Genomic DNA, 24,021 nt, shown 5'->3' on the forward strand with positions numbered 1-24,021 from the left:
CGGGAGAAAACACAGCGCGGCGTTAGCCGCTGCGCGCCTCGATTGGGCCGACCTCCCAGCGGCCGTCCCCGAGCAGCTTGAGTTCTCGGGTGTGGTGCTGGGCGACGGTGCTCCGGTGGCTGACGCTGACCACGATGGTGTCCGGCAGTTCGCTGCGGATCAGCCGGTAGAGCATCAGCTCCAGGCCCTCGTCCAACGCCGAGGTCGACTCGTCGAGGAACACCGCGTCAGGTTTGGTCAACAGGATCCGGGCGAACGCGACCCGCTGCTGCTCGCCGGGGGAGAGCACCTTGGCCCAGTCCTGCTCCTCGTCGAGACGGTCGGCCAGATGCGGTAGCGCCACCTTGTTCAACGCGTCCCGCAGCGTCTCGTCGGCGAGGGAGCCGGTCTCGTTGGGATAGGACACCACCGTCCGCAGGTTTCCCAAAGGCACGTAGGGCATCTGGGACAGGAACATGGTGTGGTTGCCGGTGGTCGGGTACCGGACCGTCCCCGTGGCGTACGGCCATAGCTGTCCGAGGCTGCGCAGCAGGGTGGTCTTTCCGCTGCCCGAGGCTCCGGTGATCATCAACGCGTCACCACGCTCGAGGTGCACATTCAACGGCTCCAGCAGTAGCCGGCCGTCGGGGGTGTGGACCTCGATGTCGTCGAGTTCCACCCGGCCGTCGGGGCAGTCCTGCGTGTCCACCGAGGGCAGCGCGCGCCCCTCTTCGTTGGCCACCACGAGTCCGTGCAGACGGATGATGGCCGCCCGGTATCCGGCGAAATCGTCGTAGGCGTTTCGGAAGAACGACAGTCCCGACAGGATGGAACGAAACGCGCTGGCCGTCTGGGAGAGCTGACCGAGGGTGATCTCACCGTTGTAGAAGCGGGAGAACTGCACGACGTAGGGGATGAGCTCCTGGGCCTGGGTGATCGACAGGTTCCAGCCCAGGAATCCGGCCATCCGGTTGACGTATCTCTTGTAGTTGGCCACGACCGGTGCGAACAGCTTGCGCAGTCCGGCGCGTTCGGCCGCCTCGCCGCAGTAGAACGCCACCGCCTCGGCCGCGTCACGCAAGCGCACCAACGCATATCGGAACGCCGCGTTGAACTTCTCGTTGCGGAAGGCCAACGTGATGATGGGGCGGCCGATCCAGAACGCGACGACGGTGGCGAACAGGATGTACACGATGCCGATCCAGAACATCGCCTTGGGCAGTTCGACGCCGATGAACGGCAGCATCACCGGCCCGGACAGGTTCCACAGGATCGCGGTGAACGAGATCATCGCTGCGATCGATGAGATCGCGCCGAACAGCAGCGTGGTCCCCGAGGTGTTGTTCGGCCGGTTGGGCAGCGGACCGACACCGGCGGTGAAGATGTCGATGTCCATCTGGATGCGCTGGTCGGGGTTGTCGATGGTGTCGTCGATGAACCGCGACCGGTAGTAGGCCTTACCGTCGAGCCAGTCGCCGGTCAGTTGGTCGGTGAGCCAGGCACGCCACCGCAGCATGAACCGCTGGGTGAGCATCAGGTCGATCATGATCGACACCACGTTGATGACCGCCAGCACCGAGAAGACGAACATGGACAGCCAGAAGCCGTCCCGCCCCGAGGCCCGGACGGTGTCGTCGCCGGCACCGACACCCGACGCGATCACCTGGAAGCTGGTCATCATGTCGTTGCCCTGGAAGCTGAACAGCACCGACAGACGCACACTGGCGATGACCAGCAGCAGGATGACGGCCAGCCACAGCCACACCACGACGCTCTCCGGGCCGGTGAAATAGCCTCGGGTGACCCGCCAGAACTGTCGGCCCCACGTCGTGAACCGGACAATCAGCGTGAGGACCACCATGGTGGCCACCGCGGCGTACGCCCACCCCTGGGCGATCCACCACAGCGAGGTCCACAGCTCATTTCCCCAGTCCAGCGTCGGGGTGAACAATTCCATGCGGAGCAAAGTACCGTGACAACCTGTCCGCGCGGTGTTGGAGGCCTATCCGGGCTGTGCGAGTCGTTCCAGCCGCCACCGGCCGTCCCCGACGAGCTCGAGGTGGCTGTCGTGGAAGGGTGCCACCGAGCTGCGGTGGCTGACGCTGACGACGATGGTGTCCGGCAGTTCGGTACGCAACAAGCGATACAGCATCTGCTCCAGGCCCTCATCCATCGCCGAGGTCGACTCGTCGAGGAACACCGTCGCCGGCCGAGCCAACAGGATGCGCGCGAACGCGATGCGCTGCTGCTCACCGACCGAGAGCTCCTTCGCCCAGTCCCGGACGTCGTTGAGCCGGATGATCAGATTCGACAGCGCGACGTCGAGCAGCACCCGCTGGATCGCGGCGTCGTCGTAGCTGCCCGACGGCTGCGGATAGGACACCACGGTGCGCAGGTCGCCGACCGGCAGGTACGGCAGTTGCGGGACGAACATGGCCTCGTCGCGACCGTCCGGCAGCCGCACCCGTCCCGACGCGTACGGCCACATCCCGGCCAGACTCTGCACCAGGACCGTCTTGCCGATGCCCGACGGGCCCGTGATCACCAGCGCCTCACCGGTTTCCATCTGCAGATCCAGGGTGCGCACCAGCGGTGTGCCGTCCGGTTTGCGCACCTCGACACCTTCGACCGTGAACACTCCGTTGTCGGAGTGTGCGGTGCTGACGGACGTGAATGTGCCGGCGCGGGTGTTCTGATCGGCCAGCCCGTCGAGGCGGATGATGACCGCTCGGTAGCTGGCGAACTGGTCGTAGGCGTTGCGGAAGAAGGACAGCGAATCGTGGATGGCGCCGAAGGCATTGGAGGACTGCCACACGTCGCCGAAGGTGATCCGCTGGGCGAACAGGCCCTGCGCCTGCACCAGCCACGGCAACGGGTTGATGGTCTGGCTCACCGAGACGTTCCAGCCGAAGTACAGCATCATCCGGTGCAGCCAGCCGCGGTAGTTGTCCATCACCGCGTCGAGCCGGCCCTTAAGCACCGAGCGTTCCGCCGGTTCACCCCGGTACAGGCCGATGGCGGCACCGGCGTCGCGCACCCGCACCAGGGCGTACCGGAAACCGGCGTTTCGTAGCTCGTTGAGGTAGCTGAGCCGGATCAGTGGTCGGCCGATGACGAACGCCACGACGGTGGCGACCAGAACATAGACCACGACGATCCAGAACAGCGCGCGCGGCAGTGTCAGACCGCCGACGCTGACAGGCTCGGAGAGCCGCCACAGGATGGGGCCGAACGACAGCACCGACAACACCGCCTCCACGGCGCCGAACAGCAAGGTGTTGCTGGAGTTGTAGATCGGATTGTTGGTGTTGCCCCCGACGCCGGCGGTGAACACGTCGACGTCCTGCTGGATGCGCTGGTCCGGGTTGTCGATGGGCCGACCCGCGAACTGGGCGCGATAGTAGGCGAGGTCACCGAGCCAGTCGTCGATGAAGCGGCGGCTCAGCCACACCCGCCACCGCATGACGAACCGCTGGGTCAGGTACATGTCGGCGAGCAGTCGAACCACGAAACAGACGGCCAGCACCGCGAAGACGCGCATGGACGCCCAGAAACCGGCCACCCCGCTGGACATCCCGCCCTGGAAGGCCACCTGCAACGAGGTGAACAGGTCGTTGACGTAGTAGGTCAGCAGCACGTTGATGCGGACCGACACGATCACCGACAGCAGCAGCAGCGCCACCAGCAGCCACACCACCGCGCTGCGCCGACCGACGAAGTAACCGCCGGTGACACGCCAGAACTGGCGTCCCCACTCGGTGAAGCGGCCCAGGACGGCCAGGACGATCAGCAGGCACAGCGCGGTCAGCACGAACGTGGTGGCGATCCACGCCAGCGAATGGAAGAACTCGCGGCCCCAGTCGAGGGTCGGCTGGAACGTCTGGCTGTCCACGGTGTCCACCGCCGGGCGACCTCCCCTCCGTACCCTGCCCATCCGTACCCTGCGCACCCGTTCCGGGCTGCGGCGAAGCTACCGCAGGTTGTGGCGGCGCGGGGCGAACCCGGTCGGGGGCGGGTCCGATTATGGTTGCCGGGCCGCGAACCCGGGCGCGTACCGTGATCGTGTGGCACGCACCTCCTCCAAGACGGACTCGGCGAAGACGGGCCGGTTTTCCGGCCGATTCTGGAAACTGCTCGGCGCGAGCACCGACAAGGATCAGGCCCGCTCCATGGGCCAGGTACGCAACGCCGCCGAGTTCGACGCCAAGGCCGCCGAGCTCGACGATGACCAGCTGCGCAAAGCGGCCAGACTGCTCGAGCTCGACGATCTCGCCGACTCGGCCGACATCGCGCAGTTCCTGGCGATCGCGCGCGAGGCGGCCGAACGGACCACCGGGCTGCGCCCGTTCGACGTTCAGCTGCTGGGCGCGCTGCGGATGCTGGCCGGCGACGTCGTCGAGATGGCCACCGGCGAGGGCAAGACACTGTCCGGCGCCATCGCCGCGGCGGGATACGCGCTGGCCGGGCGCAGCGTGCACGTCATCACGATCAACGACTATCTGGCCCGCCGCGACGCCGAGTGGATGGGTCCCCTGATCGAGGCGATGGGTCTGAGCATCGGCTGGATCACCGCCGATTCCACCGCGGAGCAGCGGCGGGCGGCCTATCGGTGCGACATCACCTACGCGTCGGTCAACGAGGTCGGCTTCGACGTGCTGCGCGATCAGCTCGTCACCGATGTCGAGGACCTGGTCTCGCCGAACCCGGATGTGGCGCTGATCGACGAGGCCGACTCGGTGCTCGTCGACGAGGCGCTGGTCCCGCTGGTGCTCGCGGGCACCAGCCACCGCGAGACCCCGCGCGTGGAGCTCATCCGGATGGTCGGCGAACTCGACGAGAACGCCGACTACGCGACGGACAACGACAGCCGCAACGTGCACCTGACCGAGGCCGGCGCCCGCAAACTCGAAGCGGCGCTCGGCGGCATCGACCTGTACTCCGAGGAGCATGTCGCCACCACGCTGACCGAGGTCAACGTCGCCCTGCACGCCCACGTTCTGCTGCAGCGCGACGTGCACTACATCGTGCGCGATGACGCGGTGCACCTGATCAACTCCTCACGCGGCCGGATCGCGACGCTGCAGCGCTGGCCCGACGGGCTGCAGGCGGCGGTGGAGGCCAAGGAGGGCATCGCGACCACCGAGACCGGCGAGGTGCTCGACACGATCACGGTGCAGGCGCTGATCAACCGGTATCCGCGGGTGTGCGGAATGACCGGGACCGCGCTGGCGGCCGGTGAGCAGCTGCGGCAGTTCTACAAGCTCGGGGTCTCGCCGATCCCGCCGAACAAACCCAACATCCGGGAGGACGAGACCGACCGGGTGTACGTCACCGTCGCCGCCAAGAACGCCGCCGTCGTCGAGCACATCGCCGAGATCCACGCGACCGGGCAACCGGTGTTGGTGGGCACCCGCGACGTCGCCGAGTCGGAGGAGATCCACGAGCGGCTGATCAAGGCCGGGGTGCCGGCGGCGGTACTCAACGCCAAGAACGACGCCGAGGAGGCCGCCGTGATCGCCGAGGCCGGCAAGCTCGGCGCGGTCACGGTGTCCACCCAGATGGCCGGCCGTGGTACCGACATCCGGCTGGGCGGCTCCGACGAGTCCACCCACGACCAGGTGGCCGAGCTGGGCGGGTTGCACGTCATCGGCACCGGGCGCCACCACACCGAACGGCTGGACAACCAGCTGCGCGGACGTGCCGGGCGCCAGGGTGACCCGGGCACCTCGGTGTTCTTCTCCAGCTGGGAAGACGACCTGGTGGTATCGCACCTGGAGGACAACAAGCTGCCGCTGGACTGCGACGAGAACGGCCGGGTGCTCAGCCCGAAGGCCGCGACCCTGCTCGAACACGCCCAGCGCGTCGCCGAGGGCAGACTGCTCGACGTGCACGCCAACACCTGGCGCTACAACCAGCTGATCGCCCAGCAGCGCGCGATCCTGGTGGAGCGCCGGGATACCCTGCTGCGCACCGCTACCGCGCGCGAGGAGCTGGCCGAGCTGTCGCCGCAGCGGTATGCCGAGGTCAGCGAGCGGTTGGGGGAGGACGCCGAGCCGAAGCTGGAGAAGATCTGTCGGCTCATCATGCTGTACCACCTCGACCGGGGGTGGGCCGATCACCTCGCCTTCCTGGCCGACATTCGGGAGAGCATCCACCTGCGGGCCCTGGGCAGGCAGAACCCCCTCGACGAGTTCCACCGAATGGCCGTCGACGCCTTCGCCTCGCTGGCCGCCGACGCCATCGAGGCCGCGCAGCAGACCTTCGACACCGCACCGTCGATCGAGGACGAGCCGGGCGTTGACCTGTCGAAGCTGGCCCGGCCCACCTCGACCTGGACGTACATGGTGCACGACAATCCGTTGGCCGACGACAGCCTCTCGGCACTGAGCCTGCCCGGGGTGTTCCGCTAGGTTTAGGCCCATGGACCACGCTGCCATGCGTGACCGGGTGTTCACGGTGCCCAATGCGCTGTCGGTGATCCGGCTGGTATTGGTCCCCGTCTTCCTGTGGCTGCTGTTGGTCGCCGACGCGTCCGCCTGGGCCGTCGGGGTGCTGATGTTCAGCGGGCTGTCGGACTGGGCGGACGGCAAGATCGCCCGACTGTTCGACAACCAGTCCTCGCGGCTCGGGGAACTGCTGGATCCCTTGGTCGACCGGATCTACATGATCGTCGTCCCGATCTCGATGGCTGCCGCCGGCGTGGTGCCGTGGTGGGTGGTGGCGCTGCTGCTGGGTCGCGACGTGGTGCTCGCAGGCACCCTGCCGTTGTTGCGCAGCCGAGGGTTGTCGGCGCTGCCGGTCACCTATATCGGCAAGGCTGCCACGTTCGCACTGATGTCCGGGCTGCCGCTGGTGCTGCTCGGCCAGTTCGACGCGCAGTGGAGCCGGGTCGTGCTGGCGGTCGGGTGGGGCTTCCTGATCTGGGGGCTGGCGATGTATCTGTGGTCGGCGGTGCTGTACCTGATCCAGGTGGTGATGGTGCTGCGGGTGATGCCGAGACGGACATGAGCGCGCTGGGGGGATATGACTCGGCGGGACGCGATGCCGACCGGGCCGGGGCCCCGACCCGCATCCCGGTGCCGTCCCTGCTCAGATCGCTGCTCACCGAACACCTCGACCCCGGCTACCGGGCCGCCGCCCAGACCGGGAAGCCACGCGGCCGCCGGGCCGATACCCTCTGGCAGATCCTGGCCGCGGTACTGGTCGCCGGCGTCTTCGCTGCGGCCTGGGCCCAGGCCCGCGACACCGCTCCCGGGGTGCGGGAATCCCAGCAGGTGCTGGTCGGCAGCGTGCGCTCGGCCGAAGCGGCCACCGACGACGCCGCCGGCCGCCGCGATGGGCTCGCCACCGCAGTCGACGCCGCCCGACGCGCCCGACTCGAGGGTGATGCCATCGGCCGGCGGCTGCTGTCCGAACTCGACGTGGCCGATTTCGCCGCCGCCGCCACCCCGGTGATCGGCCCGGGTCTGTCCGTGACGGTCACCGACCCGGGCATGTCGCGCAATCTCACCGACGTCTCCAAGGAGCGGGTGCAGGGCAGCAGGCAGGTGATCCTGGACCGTGACCTGCAGCTGGTCGTGAACTCGCTGTGGGTCAGCGGCGCCGAGGCGATCTCGGTGGGCGGCGTGCGGATCGGCCCCAACGTCACGATCCGGCAGGCCGGCGGCGGCATCCTGGTCGACAACCAGCCGGTGTCCAGTCCGTATGTCATCCTCGCGGTGGGACCGCCGCGCGCAATGCAGGACAGCTTCGACCGCAGCACGGGTCTGCAGCGGTTACGGCTGCTGGAGGCGTCCTACGGTGTGGTCGTGACCGTCGAGGGCGGAGACGCACTGGTGCTGCCCGCCGGATCGGTCCGCGACATCAACTTCGCCGAGGGGATGGGGGCTTAAGTGATCGGGATCATCGCGCTCGTCATCGGCATCGTGCTCGGCGTGGTGTTCCACCCCGATGTCCCCGACGTCATCGCGCCCTACCTGCCGATCGCGGTGGTGGCCGCGCTCGACGCGGTGTTCGGTGGCCTGCGTGCCTACCTGGAGGGCATCTTCGACTCCAAGGTCTTCGTGGTGTCGTTCGTGTTCAACGTGCTGGTGGCGGCGCTGATCGTCTACGTCGGCGACCAACTCGGGGTCGGCACCCAGCTGTCGACGGCGATCATCGTCGTGCTCGGCATCCGGATCTTCGGCAACGCCGCGGCGCTGCGACGCCAGCTGCTCGGAGCCTGACATGAGCGAGCACGGCCGCCACGAACTTCCGCCCGATGACGCCGCCGGGGGCGATGGGGCCGGCCGGTCACAGAAGGTGTTCGGAGTCCTTGCCGTCGTGCTGTGCCTGCTGCTCGGCGTGGCGATCGCCACCCAGGTACGCCAGACCGAGTCCGGCGATTCGCTGGAGACGGCGCGACCGGCGGATCTGCTGGTGCTGCTGGACTCGCTGCAACAGCGGGAGGCCGCGCTGAACACCGAGGTGGCCGATCTGCAGCGGACGCTCAACCAGCTACAGGCCTCGGGCAGCAGCGACCAGGCGGCCATCGAGAACGCCCAGGCCCGGCTGGCGGCGCTGTCCATCCTGATCGGGACCGTGGCCGCGACGGGCCCCGGCGTGACGCTCACCATCACCGACCCGGCCCGCGGAGTGGCCGCCGAGACCATGCTCGACGTCATCAACGAGCTACGCGCCGCGGGTGCCGAGGCGATGGAGATCCGGGGCGTGCACGACGGCGTTCAGGTCGCGGTGCGCGTCGGCGTGGACACCTGGATCGTCGGCAGTCCCGGAACCCTGGTCGTGGATTCCACCAGCGTCGGTCCGGTGTATTCGGTTCTCGCGATTGGGGATCCGCCCACGCTGGCCGCCGCCATGAACATCCCGGGCGGGGCGATGGACAGCATCGAGCGCGTTGGCGGCGCCATGGTGGTACAACAGTCCGACCGGGTGGACGTGACCGCCTTGCGGCAACCGAAACCCCGCCAATACGCTCAGCCCGTCAAATGACCTTCACCTCAAGGAGCGCCGTGAGCGAGATTCCCGCCGACCTGTCCTACACCGCCGAACACGAGTGGGTGCAGCGGACCGGGGACGACACGGTGCGCGTCGGCATCACCGACTACGCGCAGTCCGCACTGGGGGACGTGGTGTTCGTCCAGCTCCCCGACGTCGGCGCCGAGGTGACGGCGGGGGAGTCCTTCGGCGAGGTCGAGTCGACCAAATCGGTGTCGGACCTCTACGCCCCGTTGACCGCGAAAGTGATTGCGGTCAACGGCGATCTGGACAGCGATCCGCAGCTGGTCAACTCCGACCCGTACGGTGCCGGCTGGCTGGTGGAATTGCAGGCCGAATCCGGTGCGCTGCAGGGCAGCCTCGCCGATCTGCTCGACGCTGACGGCTACCGCGCCCACGCGGCGGACTGAGGTGTTGTTAGGGTCATCGGGACAGACCGGGACGCGACGGGCGTTTCCGGCAGTGGTTTACACAACGGTTTACACAACGCGGTCGTATGCGCGGTACGGTCGACACCAGCGGCGCGTCGGCTGGAGGTCCGGCCGGTTATCGCCACAGCAGCCAGTGAGGAGCAGCGGGTGACGGACAAGGACTTCAATTCCGGGGCCGACTCTGACGAAGTCACCGTGGAGACGACATCGGTGTTTCGCGCCGATTTCCTCAACGAGCTCGACGCACCGCCCGCCGCAGGCGGCGACAGCGCGGTGTCGGGGGTGGAAGGCCTGCCGGTGGGGTCGGCGTTGCTGGTCGTCAAGCGCGGCCCGAACGCCGGGTCCCGGTTCCTGCTCGACCAGCCCACCACCTCGGCGGGCCGTCACCCTGACAGCGACATCTTCCTCGACGACGTCACCGTCAGCCGCCGCCACGCGGAGTTCCGTCTGGAGAACGGCGAGTTCCAGGTCGTCGACGTCGGCAGCCTCAACGGCACCTACGTCAACCGCGAACCGGTCGATTCCGCGGTGCTGGCCAACGGCGACGAGGTGCAGATCGGCAAGTTCCGGCTGGTGTTTCTCACCGGCCCGAAGGGTGCCGACGACAGCGCTTCCGATTGAGTGACGCCGACCGGTAACCACCGATGACCCAACCCGACACCTCAGCACTGCGCGGGATGTCGATCGGGGTTGTCCTGGATCTGCTACGGGCTGACTTCCCCGACGTCACGATCTCCAAGATCCGGTTCCTGGAGGCCGAGGGGTTGGTCACCCCGGAGCGGACCGCGTCCGGCTACCGGCGTTTCACCGCCTACGACTGTGCCCGCCTGCGCTTCATCCTGACCGCGCAGCGCGACCACTATCTGCCCCTGAAGGTGATCAAGGCTCAACTCGACGCGATGCCCGACGGGGAGCTGCCGGAGTCCGGATCTTCGTACGCGACACCGCGTCTGGTGTCGGTGGGCGGTCCGGTCGCCGGCGAGCCGGGGCAGGCGGGTCCGGCGCAGGGCTCGCCCGGCTCCGCCCAGGTGCGATTGCGCCGGGAGGACCTGCTGGACCGTTCCGGAGTGGGCGAGGAGTTGCTGGCGGCCCTGGTCAAGGCCGGGATCATCACGACCGGGCCGGGTGGATTCTTCGACGAGCATTCCGTCGTGATCGCCCAGTGTGCCCGCGCGCTGGCCGACTACGGAGTGGAGCCGCGGCACCTGCGGGCATTCCGCTCGGCCGCCGACCGGCAGTCCGACCTGATCGCCCAGATCGCCGGCCCGGTGGTCAAGGGCGGCAAGGCCGGAGCGCGCGACCGTGCCGACGATCTGGCCCGCGAGGTGGCCGCGCTGGCGATCACCTTGCACACGTCACTGATCAAGTCCGCGGTACGCGACGTTCTGGATCGCTGAGGACTAGACTCGGCAGGACGGGTTCGTCGGCGTGCGGAGGGTAGGCACACATGGGTGAGGTTCGTGTGATCGGCATTCGCGTGGAACCGCCGCAGAACCAGCCTGTCCTGTTGCTGCGGGAGTCCGACGGTGACCGCTATCTACCGATCTGGATCGGCCAGTCCGAGGCCGCCGCGATCGCCTACGAGCAGCAGGGCGTCGAGCCGTTGCGGCCCATGACCCATGACCTGTTCCGGGATGTCATTGCCGCACTTGGGCATTCGCTCAAAGAGGTGCGGATCGTCGACCTTCAGGAAGGTACCTTCTACGCGGACCTGATCTTCGACCGCGATATCAAGGTATCGGCGCGGCCGTCGGACTCGGTGGCGATCGCCCTGCGGGTGGGCGTGCCGATCTATGTCGAGGAGGCGGTGCTCGCCGAAGCGGGGCTGCTGATCCCCGACGAAGGCGACGAAGAGGCCTCCGGCACGGTGCGCGAGGACGAGGTCGAGAAGTTCAAGGAGTTCCTCGACAGCGTCTCTCCGGACGACTTCAAGGCCAGCTGAGCGCCGCCCGATCGCCGGATCCGCGCACTGTGCGACTTGGTCACGGATGCGTCTCGTCGAGTTCGACACGCGGGCCGGGTTTTCTGCAAGCCGGAATCGGGCAGCCATACTTGGTGCCGACGGGCAGTCACGGCACGCCCTCAAGCGTATGCTCGAACGAGGTTCGGGCAGGGTGTAATCAGGGGTTGGCTGCGCCCACGCAGGTCAGAGTTCGATCGGCGAGAGGATTCGACAAGTGGGAGACACGCCACGCCAGGAACAGCTGGACCTGGGCACCGGCTCCCCGCAGGCGGACGCCCCCTCCCGGGTGAGCACCGAACCCGTGCAGGCCGGTCTGTTTCCCGACGATTCGGTGCCCGACGAACTGGTCGGATACCGCGGGCCGAGCGCCTGTCAGATCGCCGGCATCACCTACCGTCAGCTCGACTACTGGGCCCGCACATCGCTGGTCGTGCCGTCGATCCGCGGTGCGGCCGGGTCGGGCAGCCAGCGGCTGTACTCCTTCAAGGACATCCTGGTACTCAAGATCGTCAAACGCCTCCTCGACACCGGGATCTCGCTGCACAACATCCGCGTCGCGGTCGACCACCTGCGTCAGCGCGGTGTGCAGGATCTGGCCAACATCACGCTGTTCTCCGACGGCACCACCGTGTACGAGTGCACATCCGCCGAAGAGGTCGTCGATCTGCTGCAGGGCGGTCAGGGTGTCTTCGGCATCGCGGTGTCCGGAGCGATGCGTGAACTCACCGGCGCGATCGCGGATTTCCCGGGCGAGCGCGCCGACGGTGGCGAATCCATCTCGGCTCCGGAGGACGAGCTGGCGTCGCGGCGCAAGCACCGGGACCGGAAGATCGGCTGAGCGAGTAGACTCACCCTCGCATCGCCCTCGCGCGGGAGAGTTCCGTGGTTGCCAGCCACGGACGCCGAAGGAGCAACACCTCTCCGTCAACCTCTCAGGCATCCAGGACCGCGCGAAGCCCCGATGTCTCTGGAAAGTGGTTCGCCGCCCGTGACGGCCGGCGACCCCGCCCATGGGGAAAGGTCTCTCGCTGAGATGGCGGGCGCCGAATCTCTCAGGCAGCCCGGTTCGGGTCGACGACAGAGGGGGAGGAGCCGCTTCTGTACGCGCCCCGGGAGAGTCCGCACGTGTCCGATCAGTCCCGCATCCCGTCCTTCGTCGACCGCCACATCGGCCCCGACGCTCCGGCCGTCGACACGCTGCTGAGCACCATCGGCGTCGAGTCGCTCGACGAGCTGGCGGCCAAGGCGCTGCCCGCCGGGATCCTCGATCCGCTGACCGCGGCCGGTGTCGCGCCCGGACTGGAACACCTACCCCCCGCGGCCAGCGAGGCCCAGGCACTCGCGGAGTTGCGGGCGTTGGCCGATTCGAACACCGTCGCGGTGTCGATGATCGGGCAGGGCTACTACGACACGCTCACCCCGCCGGTGCTGCTGCGTAACATCATGGAGAATCCGGCCTGGTACACCGCTTACACGCCGTACCAGCCCGAGATCAGCCAGGGCAGGCTGGAAGCACTGCTGAACTTCCAGACCATGGTCACCGACCTGACCGGCCTCGAGGTCGCGAATGCCTCGATGCTCGACGAGGGCACCGCCGCCGCGGAGGCGATGACGCTGATGCTGCGCGCGGTGCGTGGCTCCTCCACCAGGCTGGCCGTCGACGTCGACGTGTACGCCCAGACCGCCGCGGTGCTGGCCACCCGTGCCGAGCCGCTCGGCATCGAGATCGTCACCGCCGACCTCCGCCAGGGGCTACCCGAGGGTGAGTTCTTCGGGGTGATCGCGCAGCTGCCCGGCGCTGGTGGAGCCGTCGTGGATTGGTCGGACCTGATCGCCGAGGCACACCGACGTGGCGCGCTGGTCGCTGTCGGGGCGGATCTGCTGGCGTTGACCTTGATCACCCCGCCCGGGGAGATCGGTGCCGACATCGCGTTCGGAAGCACACAGCGGTTCGGTGTGCCGATGGGATTCGGGGGGCCGCACGCCGGCTATCTGGCGGTGCACGCCACGCATGCGCGCCAGCTGCCCGGGCGGCTGGTCGGGGTTTCGGTCGACGCGGATGGTTCGCCGGCCTATCGGCTCGCACTGCAGACCCGTGAGCAGCACATTCGCCGCGACAAGGCCACCAGCAACATCTGCACCGCCCAGGTTCTGCTCGCGGTGATGGCGGCGATGTATGCGAGCTACCACGGCGCGCACGGGCTGACCGCGATCGCGCAGCGGGTACACCGGCACGCCCGCGGTGTGGCCGCCGGGCTGTCGGCCGCCGGCGTCGAGGTGGTGCACACAGCGTTCTTCGACACCGTGCTGGCCCGGGTGCCCGGACGCGCGGCCGAGGTCCGCTCGGCCGCCAAGCAGCGCGGCATCAACGTGTGGGTCGTCGACGACGACCACGTCTCGGTGGCCTGCGACGAGGCGACCACCGATGCGCACGTGCGCGACGTCCTCGCCGCGTTCTCGGCCGCCCCGGCGACCGGGAACTACGACGGGCCGTCCATCGCGACGAGGACCTCGCAGTTCCTCACGCATCCGGCGTTCCACAGGTACCGCACCGAGACCGAGATGATGCGTTACCTGCGCTCGCTGGCCGACAAGGACATCGCGCTGGATCGCAGCATGATCCCCCTCGGTTCCTGCACCATGAAACTGAACGCGGCCGCCGAGATGGAGTCGATCACCTGGCCGGAGTTCGGCCGCCAGCATCCGTTCGCCCCGGCTGCGGACACACCGGGCCTGCGCCGGTTGATCGCCGACCTGCAGTCGTGGCTCACCGGTATCACCGGCTACGACGAGGCCTCGCTGCAGCCCAACGCCGGGTCGCAGGGGGAGTACGCGGGCCTGCTGGCCATCCAGGCCTACCATGCGGCTCGCGGGGACACCGCCCGCACGGTCTGTCTGATCCCGTCGAGCGCGCACGGCACGAATGCCGCGTCGGCCGCGATGGTCGGGATGAAGGTCGTGGTGGTCGCCTGCCGGGCGAACGGCGACGTCGATCTCGACGATCTGCGGGCCAAGGTCGCCGACCATGCCGACCGGCTGTCCGCGCTGATGATCACCTACCCGTCCACCCACGGGGTCTACGAACACGACATCGCCGAGATCTGCGCCGCGGTGCACGACGCCGGCGGCCAGGTCTACGTGGACGGCGCCAATCTGAACGCCCTGGTCGGGCTGGCACGGCCGGGCCGGTTCGGCGGTGACGTCAGCCACCTGAACCTGCACAAGACGTTCTGCATCCCGCACGGCGGCGGCGGGCCGGGAGTCGGGCCGGTCGCGGTGCGCGCCCACCTCGCCCCTTTCCTGCCGGGACATCCCCTGGCCGACGAACTCTCCGACGGGCACACCGTGTCGGCGGCCCCATACGGATCCGCCTCGATCCTGCCCATCACCTGGGCATATATCCGCATGATGGGCGCCGAGGGACTGCGGTCGGCGTCGCTGGTGGCCATCGCGTCGGCCAACTACATCGCCCGCCGGCTCGACGAGTACTACCCGGTGCTCTACACCGGTGAGAACGGCATGGTCGCCCACGAGTGCATCCTCGATCTGCGTGCCCTCACCAAGGCGACCGGCGTCACGGTCGACGACGTCGCCAAACGCCTCGCCGATTACGGTTTCCACGCCCCGACCATGAGTTTCCCCGTCGCGGGCACGCTGATGGTCGAGCCGACCGAGAGCGAGTCGCTGGCCGAGATCGACGCCTTCTGCGAGGCGATGATCGCGATCCGCGGCGAGATCGACACGGTGGGTGCCGGGACCTGGCCGGTGGACGACAACCCGTTGCGCGGCGCACCGCACACCGCGGAGTGCCTGCTCGTCGACAACTGGGACCATCCGTACAGCCGTGAACAGGCCGCCTATCCACTGGGCAAGACGTTCCGGCCGAAGGTGTGGCCGCCTGTGCGCCGCATCGACGGCGCCTACGGCGACCGGAACCTGGTGTGCTCGTGCCCGCCGGTGGAGGCGTTCGCCTGACGGGCGATAGGGTGACCGGCATGACAGGAGCCCCTGGGGATGGTTCGGCGGGTCAACCGAAGCTGTTCATCTTTCCGCACGCGGGCGGGTCGGCGCAGTACTACGTACCGTTCGCCAAAACCTTCAGCACCGACATCAAGCGGGTGGCGGTGCAGTATCCCGGGCAGCGCGGCAAGCAGGACTTCGCCTCGTTCACCAGCTTGCCCGCGCTGGCCGACGAGGTCTGCACGATGGTCTCCCCGGACAAGGAAGGTGGCGTTGACGGACCTCCCATCGCTTTTTTCGGGCACAGTATGGGGGGTTTGCTGGCTTTCGAGGTGGCCCGGCGCTTCGAAGAAGCCGGCCGGCCGATCACGGCGCTGTTCGTCTCCGCCGTCGCCGCACCCGGCCGGGTGGGTTACGAGGACATTCCCGACGACGATGACGGTCTGTTGGCAGCGGTGAGCTCCATGACCGGCGCCAAACCGGAGTTCATGGAGAATCCGGAGTTCGCCGCGGCGATCCTGCCGACGCTGCGCGGGCTCAAGGCGATTGCCACCTACACCTGTCCGCCGGAGGTGACGCTGTCGGGTCCGATCCACGCGTTCTACGGTGACGACGACGAGATCGCGACGGCCGACAAGGTCAAGCCGTGGGCTGACCGGACGCGGGGGGACTTCACCTGCCGCGAGTTCCCCGGCCACCACTTCTACCTCAATGACCACCTGGCCGAGATCGTGCCCGACATCGAGCAGAAGATCTGGTCGCGGCTCCGCGAATAGACCGCCCACCTGTGGTGTTGACCACAGCGTGCTTTCCCTGCTGTTCGTCGCTGAAATTCCTGCAGAGCACACGTCTGCCGGGTGGAGCAACGCGCCCGCAGGGGGCACCAAGACCTCGCCGGACCTGCTTCTTACTGAGGAGTCAGATCAGAACTTGACGCGGAGGTGCGATCTGGGCAAATGCCTTACGCACGCGTCAAGCGGATACGAGCATTGCAATCAGTGACGGCGCCCTCGACACCGCGTACCAGGCAGTCGCACAGGCGAGCAACACGAATACCGAGGACTAGGTGGGGTGTTCCGATGACTGGCAAAACCAGGTGACGACCACGAGGGTGGACCGGTACCCGCGGATCCCTGCCGTTCCGGCGAAAACTGGCAGAAACTGTCGACTTCCCTCTGGCAAGCAATTCGTGGTCTAATCCGTGGTCGGAATAGACGACATTATTTACGTGTCAGTGTTAGCCTTCGGGCGAGCGGGGGAATGCGCGGCCACGAGCTGCGAACTGGTTTGCCAACCACGGCAATGAAGCCGGGGCGCAGAAGATAAGTTGAAAGGACGTCGCCATGCCGTTGCTTGAGTCGACCATTCCTGGCTTGCTCGCCGAGCGTGCGCGCCTGCAGCCCGACGAAGTGGCCTACACCTTCATCGACTACGACGTCGACCCCGAGGGCTTCGCCGAGACGCTCACCTGGGCACAGGTCTACCAGAGGGTTCAGATCGTCGCAGAAGAACTGCTGCGCCACGGCACCAAGGGCGACCGCGCGGCGATTCTGGCGCCGCAGGGCCTGGAGTACATCATCGCCTTCTACGGCGCGATGACCGCCGGATTCATCGCCGTGCCGCTTCCGGTGCCCGCCCTGGGACAGCTCGACGAGCGGGTCAACGGCGCACTGCGGGACTGCCAGCCGGTCGCGGTGCTGACCACGTCGGCCGTCGTCGGCGACATCATGACCTACGTCGGCAATCTACCCGGGGGCAATCCGCCCGCGGTGGTGGAGGTCGACGCGCTCGACTTCGATTCGCCACGTACGGTCGAGGTGAACGTCGGTCCGCTGCCCAAGACCGCCTATCTGCAGTACACCTCGGGTTCGACCAGGTCCCCGGCCGGGGTCATCATGACCCACCGGAACGTGATCGCCAATCTCGAGCAGATCTTCACCGACTACATGTCGCACCGTGGTGGTGTGCCGCCGCAGGACACCACGATGGTGTCGTGGTTGCCCTTCTATCACGACATGGGGCTCATCCAGGGTGTCTTCGCGACGCTGCTGTGCCCGCCCGACGGGCCGGACGGCTCGTGGGGGCGGCCTGCCGTGCTGATGAGCCCGGTGGCCTTCCTGCAGAAGCCGGCCCGCTGGATTCAGCAGCTCGCCATCAACACCCATTCCTGGTCGGCCGCGCCGAACTTCGCCTTCGAATTGTCGGTGCGCCGCACCTCCGATGCCGACCTCGCGGGCATGGACCTGGGCGACGTGCTGGGCATCATCAGCGGCAGTGAGCGCATCCACTCGGCGACCATCCGCCGGTTCAACGAGCGCTTCGCACAGTTCAACATGCCCGACACCACGGTGCGTCCGTCCTACGGGCTGGCCGAGGCCACCCTGTACGTCATCTCCGCGCCCACCGGCCACACCCCGGCGACGGTGCGGTTCGACTACGAGAAGCTCTCGGCCGGCCACGCCGAGCGGTGCGGCACCGATTCGGGCACCGAGCTGGTCAGCTACGGGTCCCCCCGCTCGTCCACCGTGCGCATCGTCGATCCCGAGAGTCGCACCGAGAACCCGGACGGCAAGATCGGTGAGATCTGGGTGCACGGCGATCAGGTGGCGATGGGCTACTGGCGCAACCCGCAGCAGACCGAGCGCACCTTCGGCGGCGAGATCGCCGATCCCTCCGAAGGCACCCCGGTCGGTCCGTGGCTGAAGACCGGCGACCTCGGCGTGATGTCCGAAGGCGAGATGTTCATCATCGGCCGTATCAAGGACTTGCTCATCGTCGACGGGCGCAACCACTACCCTGACGACATCGAAGCCACCATCCAGGAGATCACCGGCGGCCGGGTCGCGGCCATCTCGGTACTCGACGACACCAGCGAGCAGCTCGTGGCCATCGCGGAGCTGAAGAAGAAGGGCAGCTCCGAAGCCGAGGCCCTCGACAAGCTGCGGGCGGTCAAGCGCGAGGTGGCCTCGGCCATCAAGCGCTCGCACAGTGTGCGCGTCGCCGACCTGGTGCTGGTGGCACCCGGTTCCATCCCCATCACCACTAGCGGAAAGATCCGGCGCTCGGCCTGTGTTGATCGTTATCAACATGACGAGTTCAGCCGGTTGGACGTCACTACATGACCTTTGCTTTCGACGAGGACGCAATCCGTAACTGGTTGGTCGACTATCTGGTCACCAACATCGGTTGCAGTCCCGACGAGATCGATTTCGATGCACCACTGAGCGACCTGGCCGTCGGTTCCAGCGACGCCGTCGTGCTGACCGGTGAGCTCTCCGAGCTGCTGGGCCGCACCGTGTCACCGGTGGAGTTCTGGCAGTACCCGACGATCAACGCACTGGCCAAGTTCCTCACCGGCGGCGAGGTCGATCCGGTGGCAGAAGCCGTCCCGAGCCGGGATCACGGCACCGACGACGAACCGATCGCGGTGATCGGCCTGGGTTGCCGCTTCCCCGGCGGCGACGAGGTCGACGGCAACATCACCGGGCCGGACGCGTACTGGCGGTTCCTGATGGAGGGCCGGTCGGCGGTCCGGCAGGTCCCCGAGGACCGCTGGGACTCCTTCCAGATCAACTCCCCGGAAGCGGCCGCGGCCCTGGCCGGCACCACCCGCTGGGGGTCGTTCCTGCGCGACCTGGACGCCTTCGACGCCGAGTTCTTCGAGATCTCGCCCAGCGAGGCCGACAAGATGGATCCCCAGCAGCGGTTGCTGCTGGAGGTCACCCAGGAGGCGCTCGAGCACGCCGGCATTCCGGCACACACACTGCGGCACACCCAGACCGGGGTTTTCGCCGCAGCCTGCCTCGGCGAGTACGGCTACCTGTCCACGGTGGACCTGGGCGACGTCGACTCCTGGTCGGGCACCGGCGGCGCGCTGAGCATCATCGCCAACCGGGTGTCGTATTACTTCGACCTACGCGGCCCGTCGGTCACCATCGACACGGCGTGCTCGTCGTCGCTGGTCACGATCCATCTGGCTTGTCAGAGCCTGCGCTCCGGTGACTCCAACATGGCGTTGGCCGCCGGGGTCAACCTGCTGTTGTCGCCCGCGGTGACGCGCAGCTTCGATCAGCTCGAGGCGATGTCGAAGACCGGGCAGTGTCACGCCTTCGACGCCGCCGCCGACGGCTTCGTGCGCGGGGAGGGCTGCGGCGTTGCGGTGCTCAAACGCCTTTCCGACGCGCAACGCGACGGCGACCGCATCCTCGCGGTGATCCGCGGCTCCGCGGTCAACCAGGATGGACGCTCCAACGGTTTGATGGCCCCCAACCCCGCCGCTCAGATGGCGGTGTTGCGGTCGGCGTACGCGGCGGCGGGCATCGAACCCCGCGAGGTCGACTACGTGGAGACCCACGGTACGGGCACGCTGCTCGGTGATCCGATCGAGGCCCGGGCGCTCGGTACCGTGTTGGGTCGCGGCCGGTCGGCCGACAAACCGCTGCTGCTCGGCGCGGTCAAATCCAACCTGGGGCACCTGGAGGCCGCGGCCGGCATCGCCGGCTTCGCCAAGGCCGTGCTGGCGCTGCAACACCGACAGATCCCGGCGAACCTCGGTTACCAGACGCCCAACCCGCACATCCCGTTCGACAACCTGCGGCTGAAGGTCATCGCCGACCACACCGATTGGGCGGCACCGGCCGGTCGTCCGCGGCGCGCGGGCATCTCCTCGTTCGGCTTCGGGGGCACCAATGCGCACGTGGTCATCGAGCAGGCACCGCAGACCGCGCCGGCGACCAACGGTCAGGCCCAGCCCGCCGTGACCACACTGGTGGTCTCGGGGCGCAGCCCGGAGCGGATTGCCGCGCAGGCCGCCATGCTCGCCGACTGGATGTCCGGGCCGGGCGCCGACGCGGCGCTCGCCGACATCGCGCACACGCTCAACCACCATCGCTCGCAGCACAGCAAGTTCGCCACGGTCGCGGCCCGGGACCGAGACCAGGCCATCGCCGGGCTGCGCGCCCTGGCCGACGGCCAGACCGCCCCGGGCGTGGTGGCCGCACAAGCCGGGGGACGCCGGCGCGGCACGGTGTTCGTGTACTCCGGACAGGGCTCGCAGTGGCCCGGCATGGCGCAGCGATTGCTGGCCGATGAACCGGCGTTCGCACAGGCACTCACCGAGATCGAACCGGTCTTCGTCGAACAGGTCGGCTTCTCGCTGCACGACATCATCGCCGGCGCGGCACCGATCAGCGGTGACGCCCAGGTGCAGCCGGTGCTGATGGGCCTGCAGCTGGCGTTGACCGAACTGTGGCGTTCCTACGGTGTGCATCCCGACGCCGTCATCGGGCACTCGATGGGCGAGGTCACCGCCGCCGTCGTCGCCGGAGCGCTGAGCCTGGCCGACGGGCTGAAAGTCATCGCCGCACGGTCGTCGATCATGTCCCGGCTGGCCGGGCAGGGCGCCGTCGCGTTGATCGAGCTCGATCCCGAGGCCGCGGCGGCGTTCGTCGGCGACTATCCCAGCGTCGAGATCGCCGGATTCGTCTCCCCGCGCCAGACCGTGGTGGCCGGGCTGCCCGACCAGGTCGACGCGGTCATCGCGGCCGTCGGCGCCCAGGACAGGTTCGCCAGGCGGGTGAACATGGAGGTCGCCTCCCACACCGCATTGATGGACCCGGTGCTGCCCGACCTGCGCGAGGCGCTGGCCGGGATCACGCCGCGCACACCGAACATCCCGTTCCTGTCGACGGTCGCCGAACCCGAGGCCGAACCCACACTGGACGCCGACTACTGGGTCGCCAACGTCCGCCAGCCGGTCCGGTTCAGCCAGGCCGTCACCGCGGCGGCGGCCGAGATCGGGACGTTCATCGAGGTCAGCGCGAACCCCATCCTGACCTACGCGATCAACGACACGCTGGAGTCCGCCGGCCACGTCAGTCTGGGCACGCTGGCGCGTGACACCGACGACACGTTGACGTTCCACACCGCCCTGAACGCGACGTTCACCAGCCACCCGCCGGAGACCACGCACCGCGGTGAACCACACACCCCGCTGCCGACCACACCGTGGCACCACACCCACCACTGGGCCATCCGCAAGCACAAGCCCTCGGGCGCGGCGGCACCGACACCGGGTACCGTGCTTGGCGCCCACACGGCCGTGGCGGGGACCCGGCCGGGCCATCTATGGCAGGCCAGACTGGCCCCGAAGGCCCGCCCCTATCCGAACTCGCACACATTCGCCGGGGTCGAGATCGTGCCGCTGTCGGTGCTGTTGCAGACACTGCTGTCGGCGGCGGCCCGATCCGGCGCGTCGACAGTGGCCGACGTGCGGTTCGACTTCCCGATCACCGTGGAGTCACCGCGGCTGGTCCAGGTCTTCACCGACGGTGACACCGTCACGATCTCCTCGACCGCCGCGACCGACGACGACGCCGCGCCGCAGCGCTGGATCCGCCACGTCACGGCCCGGGTGGCACACGACGCGGATTTCACAACGCAGATCGCCGAGGATCCGGCTGCACCGGGCCCGGTGACCTCCGCGCCGTATGAGCCGACGGCCCTGGCCGAACTGCACAACGCCTGGGGTATCGACGGGCTGGCCTATCCGTGGACTGTGGCCTCGCACGAGGTGACACCCGGTGAGCTGCGCGCCGTGGTCGACCTGCCGGGCGGTTCGCCGACGGGCCTGCTCGACGCGGCAGTCAACCTCGGGCGCCTGGTCGACTCGACGACCCCGGGCCTGATGGTGCCGTCCTGGGCGGACAGGGTCAGCATCCGTGGTCGCGGCGCCGGTGCGCCGGGCGGCGACCGAGCAGTCGTGACGGCGCACAGTCGCGGACGTGCCGGTGACGATCTGCTCGTTGACATCACGATCGACGGCGACATCACGGTCGACGGCGACATCACGATCGACGGGGCACCGCTCACACAGATCCGTGGGCTGCGCTACGCGCCGGTCGAGATCGAAACCGTGGCGGCGGCCGGTGCCTCGGATCCGCGCCGGATCGCGCATCGTCTCGACTGGCAGGACTGGACGCCCGGGACCGACGCCGACGCCGACGCCACCGGTGCGGTCGCGGTCATCGGCACCGGCGACACCGCCGACGCGGTGCGTGCGGCCCTGACCGCTCAGGGACACCCGGCCGCCGAGGTCGTCGACGCCCGGTTCGTGATCTACGTGGCCGACCCCGACGGTGGCACCGATCAGGACGTGTCGGTGCGGCTGACCACCGAGGTGGCGGCGCTGGTCGGCACGCTGGCCGGTCGCGAGCCGCGCAATCCGGCCACGTTGTGGATCGTCACCCGCGGGGTGCACGAGTCCGCCACCGCCGATGCGCTGCGGCAGAGCAGCCTGTGGGGACTGGCCGGGGTGATCGGCGCCGAACAGCCCCAACTCTGGGGCGGCCTGGTCGACCTGCCCGCCGAAGATTCGGCCGGATCGGCCGCCGCGCTCGCCGCAGCCCTGCCCACCCCGGTCAAGTCCGTCGCAGTGCTGCGCGACGGCCGGCTGCAGACCTCGGTGCTGACTGCGATCGACGAAGCCCCGGCGCGCGACACCTTGCGGTGCCGCCCCGACGCCGCCTACCTGATCACCGGCGGTATGGGCGTGCTCGGCCTGCTGATGGCCGACTGGCTGGCCGATCGCGGCGCGCGCCGCGTCGTGCTGGCCGGTCGCACCGCGCTGCCGCCGCGCAGACAGTGGGACGGCGCCTCGCTCGACCCGGACACCCGGCACAAGATCGAGGCCATCCGGGCGCTGGAGCTGCGCGGGGTTGCGGTGGACACCGTCGCCCTCGACATCGCCGACCGCGACGCGGTCACCGCCGTGCTCGACACGCGCGACGCCGACGGGGCCCCGCCGATCCGTGGCGTCATCCACGCCGCGGGAATGACCGAGGCCCAGCTGCTCACCGAGATCGAGACCGATCGCGTCCATCGCACGGTGTGGCCGAAGGTGGCCGGAGCAGCCGCCCTCGACGCGGTGTTCCCGGTCGGCGAGCTGGACTTCCTGTACCTGGCCGCCTCGGCCGGCGCGGTGTTCGGTGTCCCCGGACAGGGCGCCTATGCAGCGGGTAACGCCTACCTCGACGCGTTGGCGCGATCCCGGCACAGCCGGGGGGACAACACCGTCAGCCTGGATTGGGTGGCCTGGCAGGGCCTCGGCTTCGGCAGCGAAGCACAGGTGGTGGTCTCCGAGCTGGAACGGGTCGGGTCACGACCGGTGTTGCCGGCCGAGGCGTTCGCCGCCTGGGACTTCGTCACCGGTTTCGACATCGCGCAGGTCGTGATGGCCCCGATGCAGTCCGCCGAGGACGCGGCCGCCGTCACCGCCGAGCCGCATCGCAGCGCCCCTACCCGCGACTGGGCGGCCCTGGCACCCGACGAGCTGCAGGCCGAGTTGCGGGACGGTCTGCGCGGCATCCTGGCGACCGAACTGCGACTGCCCGAGAGCGATGTCCACATCGACCGGCCGTTCGCCGAGATGGGGCTGAACTCGGTGATGGCGATGTCGATCCGGCGCGAGGTCGAACGTCTGGTCGGGCTGGAGTTGTCGGCGACCATGCTGTTCAACCATCCGACGATCGTCTCGTTCGCCGATTATCTCGCGCGACAACTGGTCCCCGACGCCGACGACGGCGCCGACGACGGGGCCGACGACGCAGGTGACAGCCTGCTCGACTCCCTGTTCGACAGCGTTGAGAACTGATTTCCCTGAGTGCCCCGATGCGCGAGACCATGTCGGGAGTG

At 68.4% G+C, this 24,021-nt stretch carries 16 protein-coding genes and 1 riboswitch; of the genes, 14 read left to right on the plus strand and 2 right to left on the minus strand.

Features of this window, described 5'->3' with window-relative positions; all coding sequences use genetic code 11:
- Positions 1–22: 22 nt before the first annotated feature.
- Both ACNUDN_RS14370 and ACNUDN_RS14375 read right to left on the minus strand, forming a co-directional pair.
- Positions 23–1,936: an ABC transporter ATP-binding protein/permease gene (locus tag ACNUDN_RS14370; protein ID WP_419122555.1), complete on the minus strand. Its 1,914-nt coding sequence runs from the start codon at positions 1,934–1,936 to the stop codon at positions 23–25.
- Between the two features lie 45 nt (positions 1,937–1,981).
- Positions 1,982–3,871, minus strand: coding sequence for an ABC transporter ATP-binding protein/permease (locus ACNUDN_RS14375; RefSeq protein WP_419125173.1), 1,890 nt, complete (start codon positions 3,869–3,871; stop codon positions 1,982–1,984).
- 172 nt (positions 3,872–4,043) lie between these two features.
- Between ACNUDN_RS14375 and secA2 the strand changes: the two genes are divergently transcribed.
- The 14 genes from secA2 to ACNUDN_RS14445 all read left to right on the plus strand — a co-directional run bounded on the left by secA2 (position 4,044) and on the right by ACNUDN_RS14445 (position 23,980).
- Positions 4,044–6,389 carry an accessory Sec system translocase SecA2 gene (gene secA2, locus ACNUDN_RS14380; RefSeq protein ID WP_419122556.1) on the plus strand — a complete coding sequence of 782 codons (2,346 nt, stop codon included), beginning with the start codon at positions 4,044–4,046 and terminating at the stop codon, positions 6,387–6,389.
- A gap of 10 nt (positions 6,390–6,399) precedes the next feature.
- On the plus strand, positions 6,400–6,987 hold the full coding sequence (locus ACNUDN_RS14385) for a CDP-alcohol phosphatidyltransferase family protein (protein ID WP_419122557.1): 588 nt from the start codon (positions 6,400–6,402) through the stop codon (positions 6,985–6,987).
- Complete coding sequence (locus ACNUDN_RS14390) at positions 6,984–7,871, plus strand: DUF881 domain-containing protein (protein ID WP_419122558.1); 888 nt, start codon at positions 6,984–6,986, stop codon at positions 7,869–7,871. Before ACNUDN_RS14385 ends, ACNUDN_RS14390 begins: the two co-directional genes overlap by 4 nt.
- Positions 7,872–8,204 carry a small basic family protein gene (locus ACNUDN_RS14395; protein WP_419122559.1) on the plus strand — a complete coding sequence of 111 codons (333 nt, stop codon included), beginning with the start codon at positions 7,872–7,874 and terminating at the stop codon, positions 8,202–8,204. It begins immediately after the preceding gene.
- A gap of 1 nt (position 8,205) precedes the next feature.
- Entirely contained in the window at positions 8,206–8,970 is a 765-nt protein-coding gene (locus tag ACNUDN_RS14400) for a DUF881 domain-containing protein (protein ID WP_419122560.1), read from the plus strand.
- Between the two features lie 20 nt (positions 8,971–8,990).
- Positions 8,991–9,386 (plus strand): glycine cleavage system protein GcvH, encoded by a 396-nt coding sequence (gene gcvH / locus ACNUDN_RS14405; RefSeq protein WP_419122561.1) that lies wholly within the window; start codon positions 8,991–8,993, stop codon positions 9,384–9,386.
- A gap of 168 nt (positions 9,387–9,554) precedes the next feature.
- Positions 9,555–10,028 (plus strand): glycogen accumulation regulator GarA, encoded by a 474-nt coding sequence (gene garA / locus ACNUDN_RS14410; RefSeq protein ID WP_419122562.1) that lies wholly within the window; start codon positions 9,555–9,557, stop codon positions 10,026–10,028.
- Between the two features lie 23 nt (positions 10,029–10,051).
- Complete coding sequence (gene ftsR / locus ACNUDN_RS14415; RefSeq protein ID WP_419122563.1) at positions 10,052–10,804, plus strand: transcriptional regulator FtsR; 753 nt, start codon at positions 10,052–10,054, stop codon at positions 10,802–10,804.
- A 50-nt stretch (positions 10,805–10,854) separates the two neighbouring features.
- A complete protein-coding gene (locus ACNUDN_RS14420) occupies positions 10,855–11,349 on the plus strand; it encodes a bifunctional nuclease family protein (protein WP_419122564.1) in 495 nt (164 codons plus the stop codon).
- Positions 11,350–11,584: 235 nt separating this feature from the next.
- Positions 11,585–12,208 (plus strand): MerR family transcriptional regulator, encoded by a 624-nt coding sequence (locus ACNUDN_RS14425; protein WP_419122565.1) that lies wholly within the window; start codon positions 11,585–11,587, stop codon positions 12,206–12,208.
- A 22-nt stretch (positions 12,209–12,230) separates the two neighbouring features.
- Positions 12,231–12,329: riboswitch (glycine riboswitch) on the plus strand.
- 184 nt (positions 12,330–12,513) lie between these two features.
- Positions 12,514–15,345 carry an aminomethyl-transferring glycine dehydrogenase gene (gene gcvP / locus ACNUDN_RS14430; protein ID WP_419125174.1) on the plus strand — a complete coding sequence of 944 codons (2,832 nt, stop codon included), beginning with the start codon at positions 12,514–12,516 and terminating at the stop codon, positions 15,343–15,345.
- Positions 15,346–15,365: 20 nt separating this feature from the next.
- Positions 15,366–16,106, plus strand: a complete 741-nt coding sequence (locus ACNUDN_RS14435) for a thioesterase II family protein (protein ID WP_419122566.1) — start codon at positions 15,366–15,368, stop codon at positions 16,104–16,106.
- A 567-nt stretch (positions 16,107–16,673) separates the two neighbouring features.
- Entirely contained in the window at positions 16,674–18,452 is a 1,779-nt protein-coding gene (locus ACNUDN_RS14440; protein WP_419122567.1) for an AMP-binding protein, read from the plus strand.
- Positions 18,449–23,980 (plus strand): type I polyketide synthase, encoded by a 5,532-nt coding sequence (locus tag ACNUDN_RS14445; RefSeq protein WP_431960083.1) that lies wholly within the window; start codon positions 18,449–18,451, stop codon positions 23,978–23,980. The genes ACNUDN_RS14440 and ACNUDN_RS14445 overlap by 4 nt, the downstream gene beginning before the upstream one ends.
- The last annotated feature ends 41 nt before the right edge of the window (positions 23,981–24,021 follow it).

The sequence above is a fragment of the Mycobacterium sp. smrl_JER01 genome, assembly GCF_048513595.2.
Lineage (GTDB): Bacteria > Actinomycetota > Actinomycetes > Mycobacteriales > Mycobacteriaceae > Mycobacterium.

What these genes read in the sequence shown, in the direction of transcription:
- ACNUDN_RS14370 (WP_419122555.1), bottom strand. Translation starts at nt 1,936, where the DNA reads ATGGAATTGTTCACCCCGACGCTGGACTGGGGAAATGAGCTGTGGACC.
- ACNUDN_RS14385 (WP_419122557.1), top strand. Translation starts at nt 6,400, where the DNA reads ATGGACCACGCTGCCATGCGTGACCGGGTGTTCACGGTGCCCAATGCG.
- ACNUDN_RS14390 (WP_419122558.1), top strand. Translation starts at nt 6,984, where the DNA reads ATGAGCGCGCTGGGGGGATATGACTCGGCGGGACGCGATGCCGACCGG.
- ACNUDN_RS14400 (WP_419122560.1), top strand. Translation starts at nt 8,206, where the DNA reads ATGAGCGAGCACGGCCGCCACGAACTTCCGCCCGATGACGCCGCCGGG.
- ftsR (WP_419122563.1), top strand. Translation starts at nt 10,052, where the DNA reads ATGACCCAACCCGACACCTCAGCACTGCGCGGGATGTCGATCGGGGTT.
- ACNUDN_RS14420 (WP_419122564.1), top strand. Translation starts at nt 10,855, where the DNA reads ATGGGTGAGGTTCGTGTGATCGGCATTCGCGTGGAACCGCCGCAGAAC.
- ACNUDN_RS14435 (WP_419122566.1), top strand. Translation starts at nt 15,366, where the DNA reads ATGACAGGAGCCCCTGGGGATGGTTCGGCGGGTCAACCGAAGCTGTTC.
- ACNUDN_RS14440 (WP_419122567.1), top strand. Translation starts at nt 16,674, where the DNA reads ATGCCGTTGCTTGAGTCGACCATTCCTGGCTTGCTCGCCGAGCGTGCG.
- ACNUDN_RS14445 (WP_431960083.1), top strand. Translation starts at nt 18,449, where the DNA reads ATGACCTTTGCTTTCGACGAGGACGCAATCCGTAACTGGTTGGTCGAC.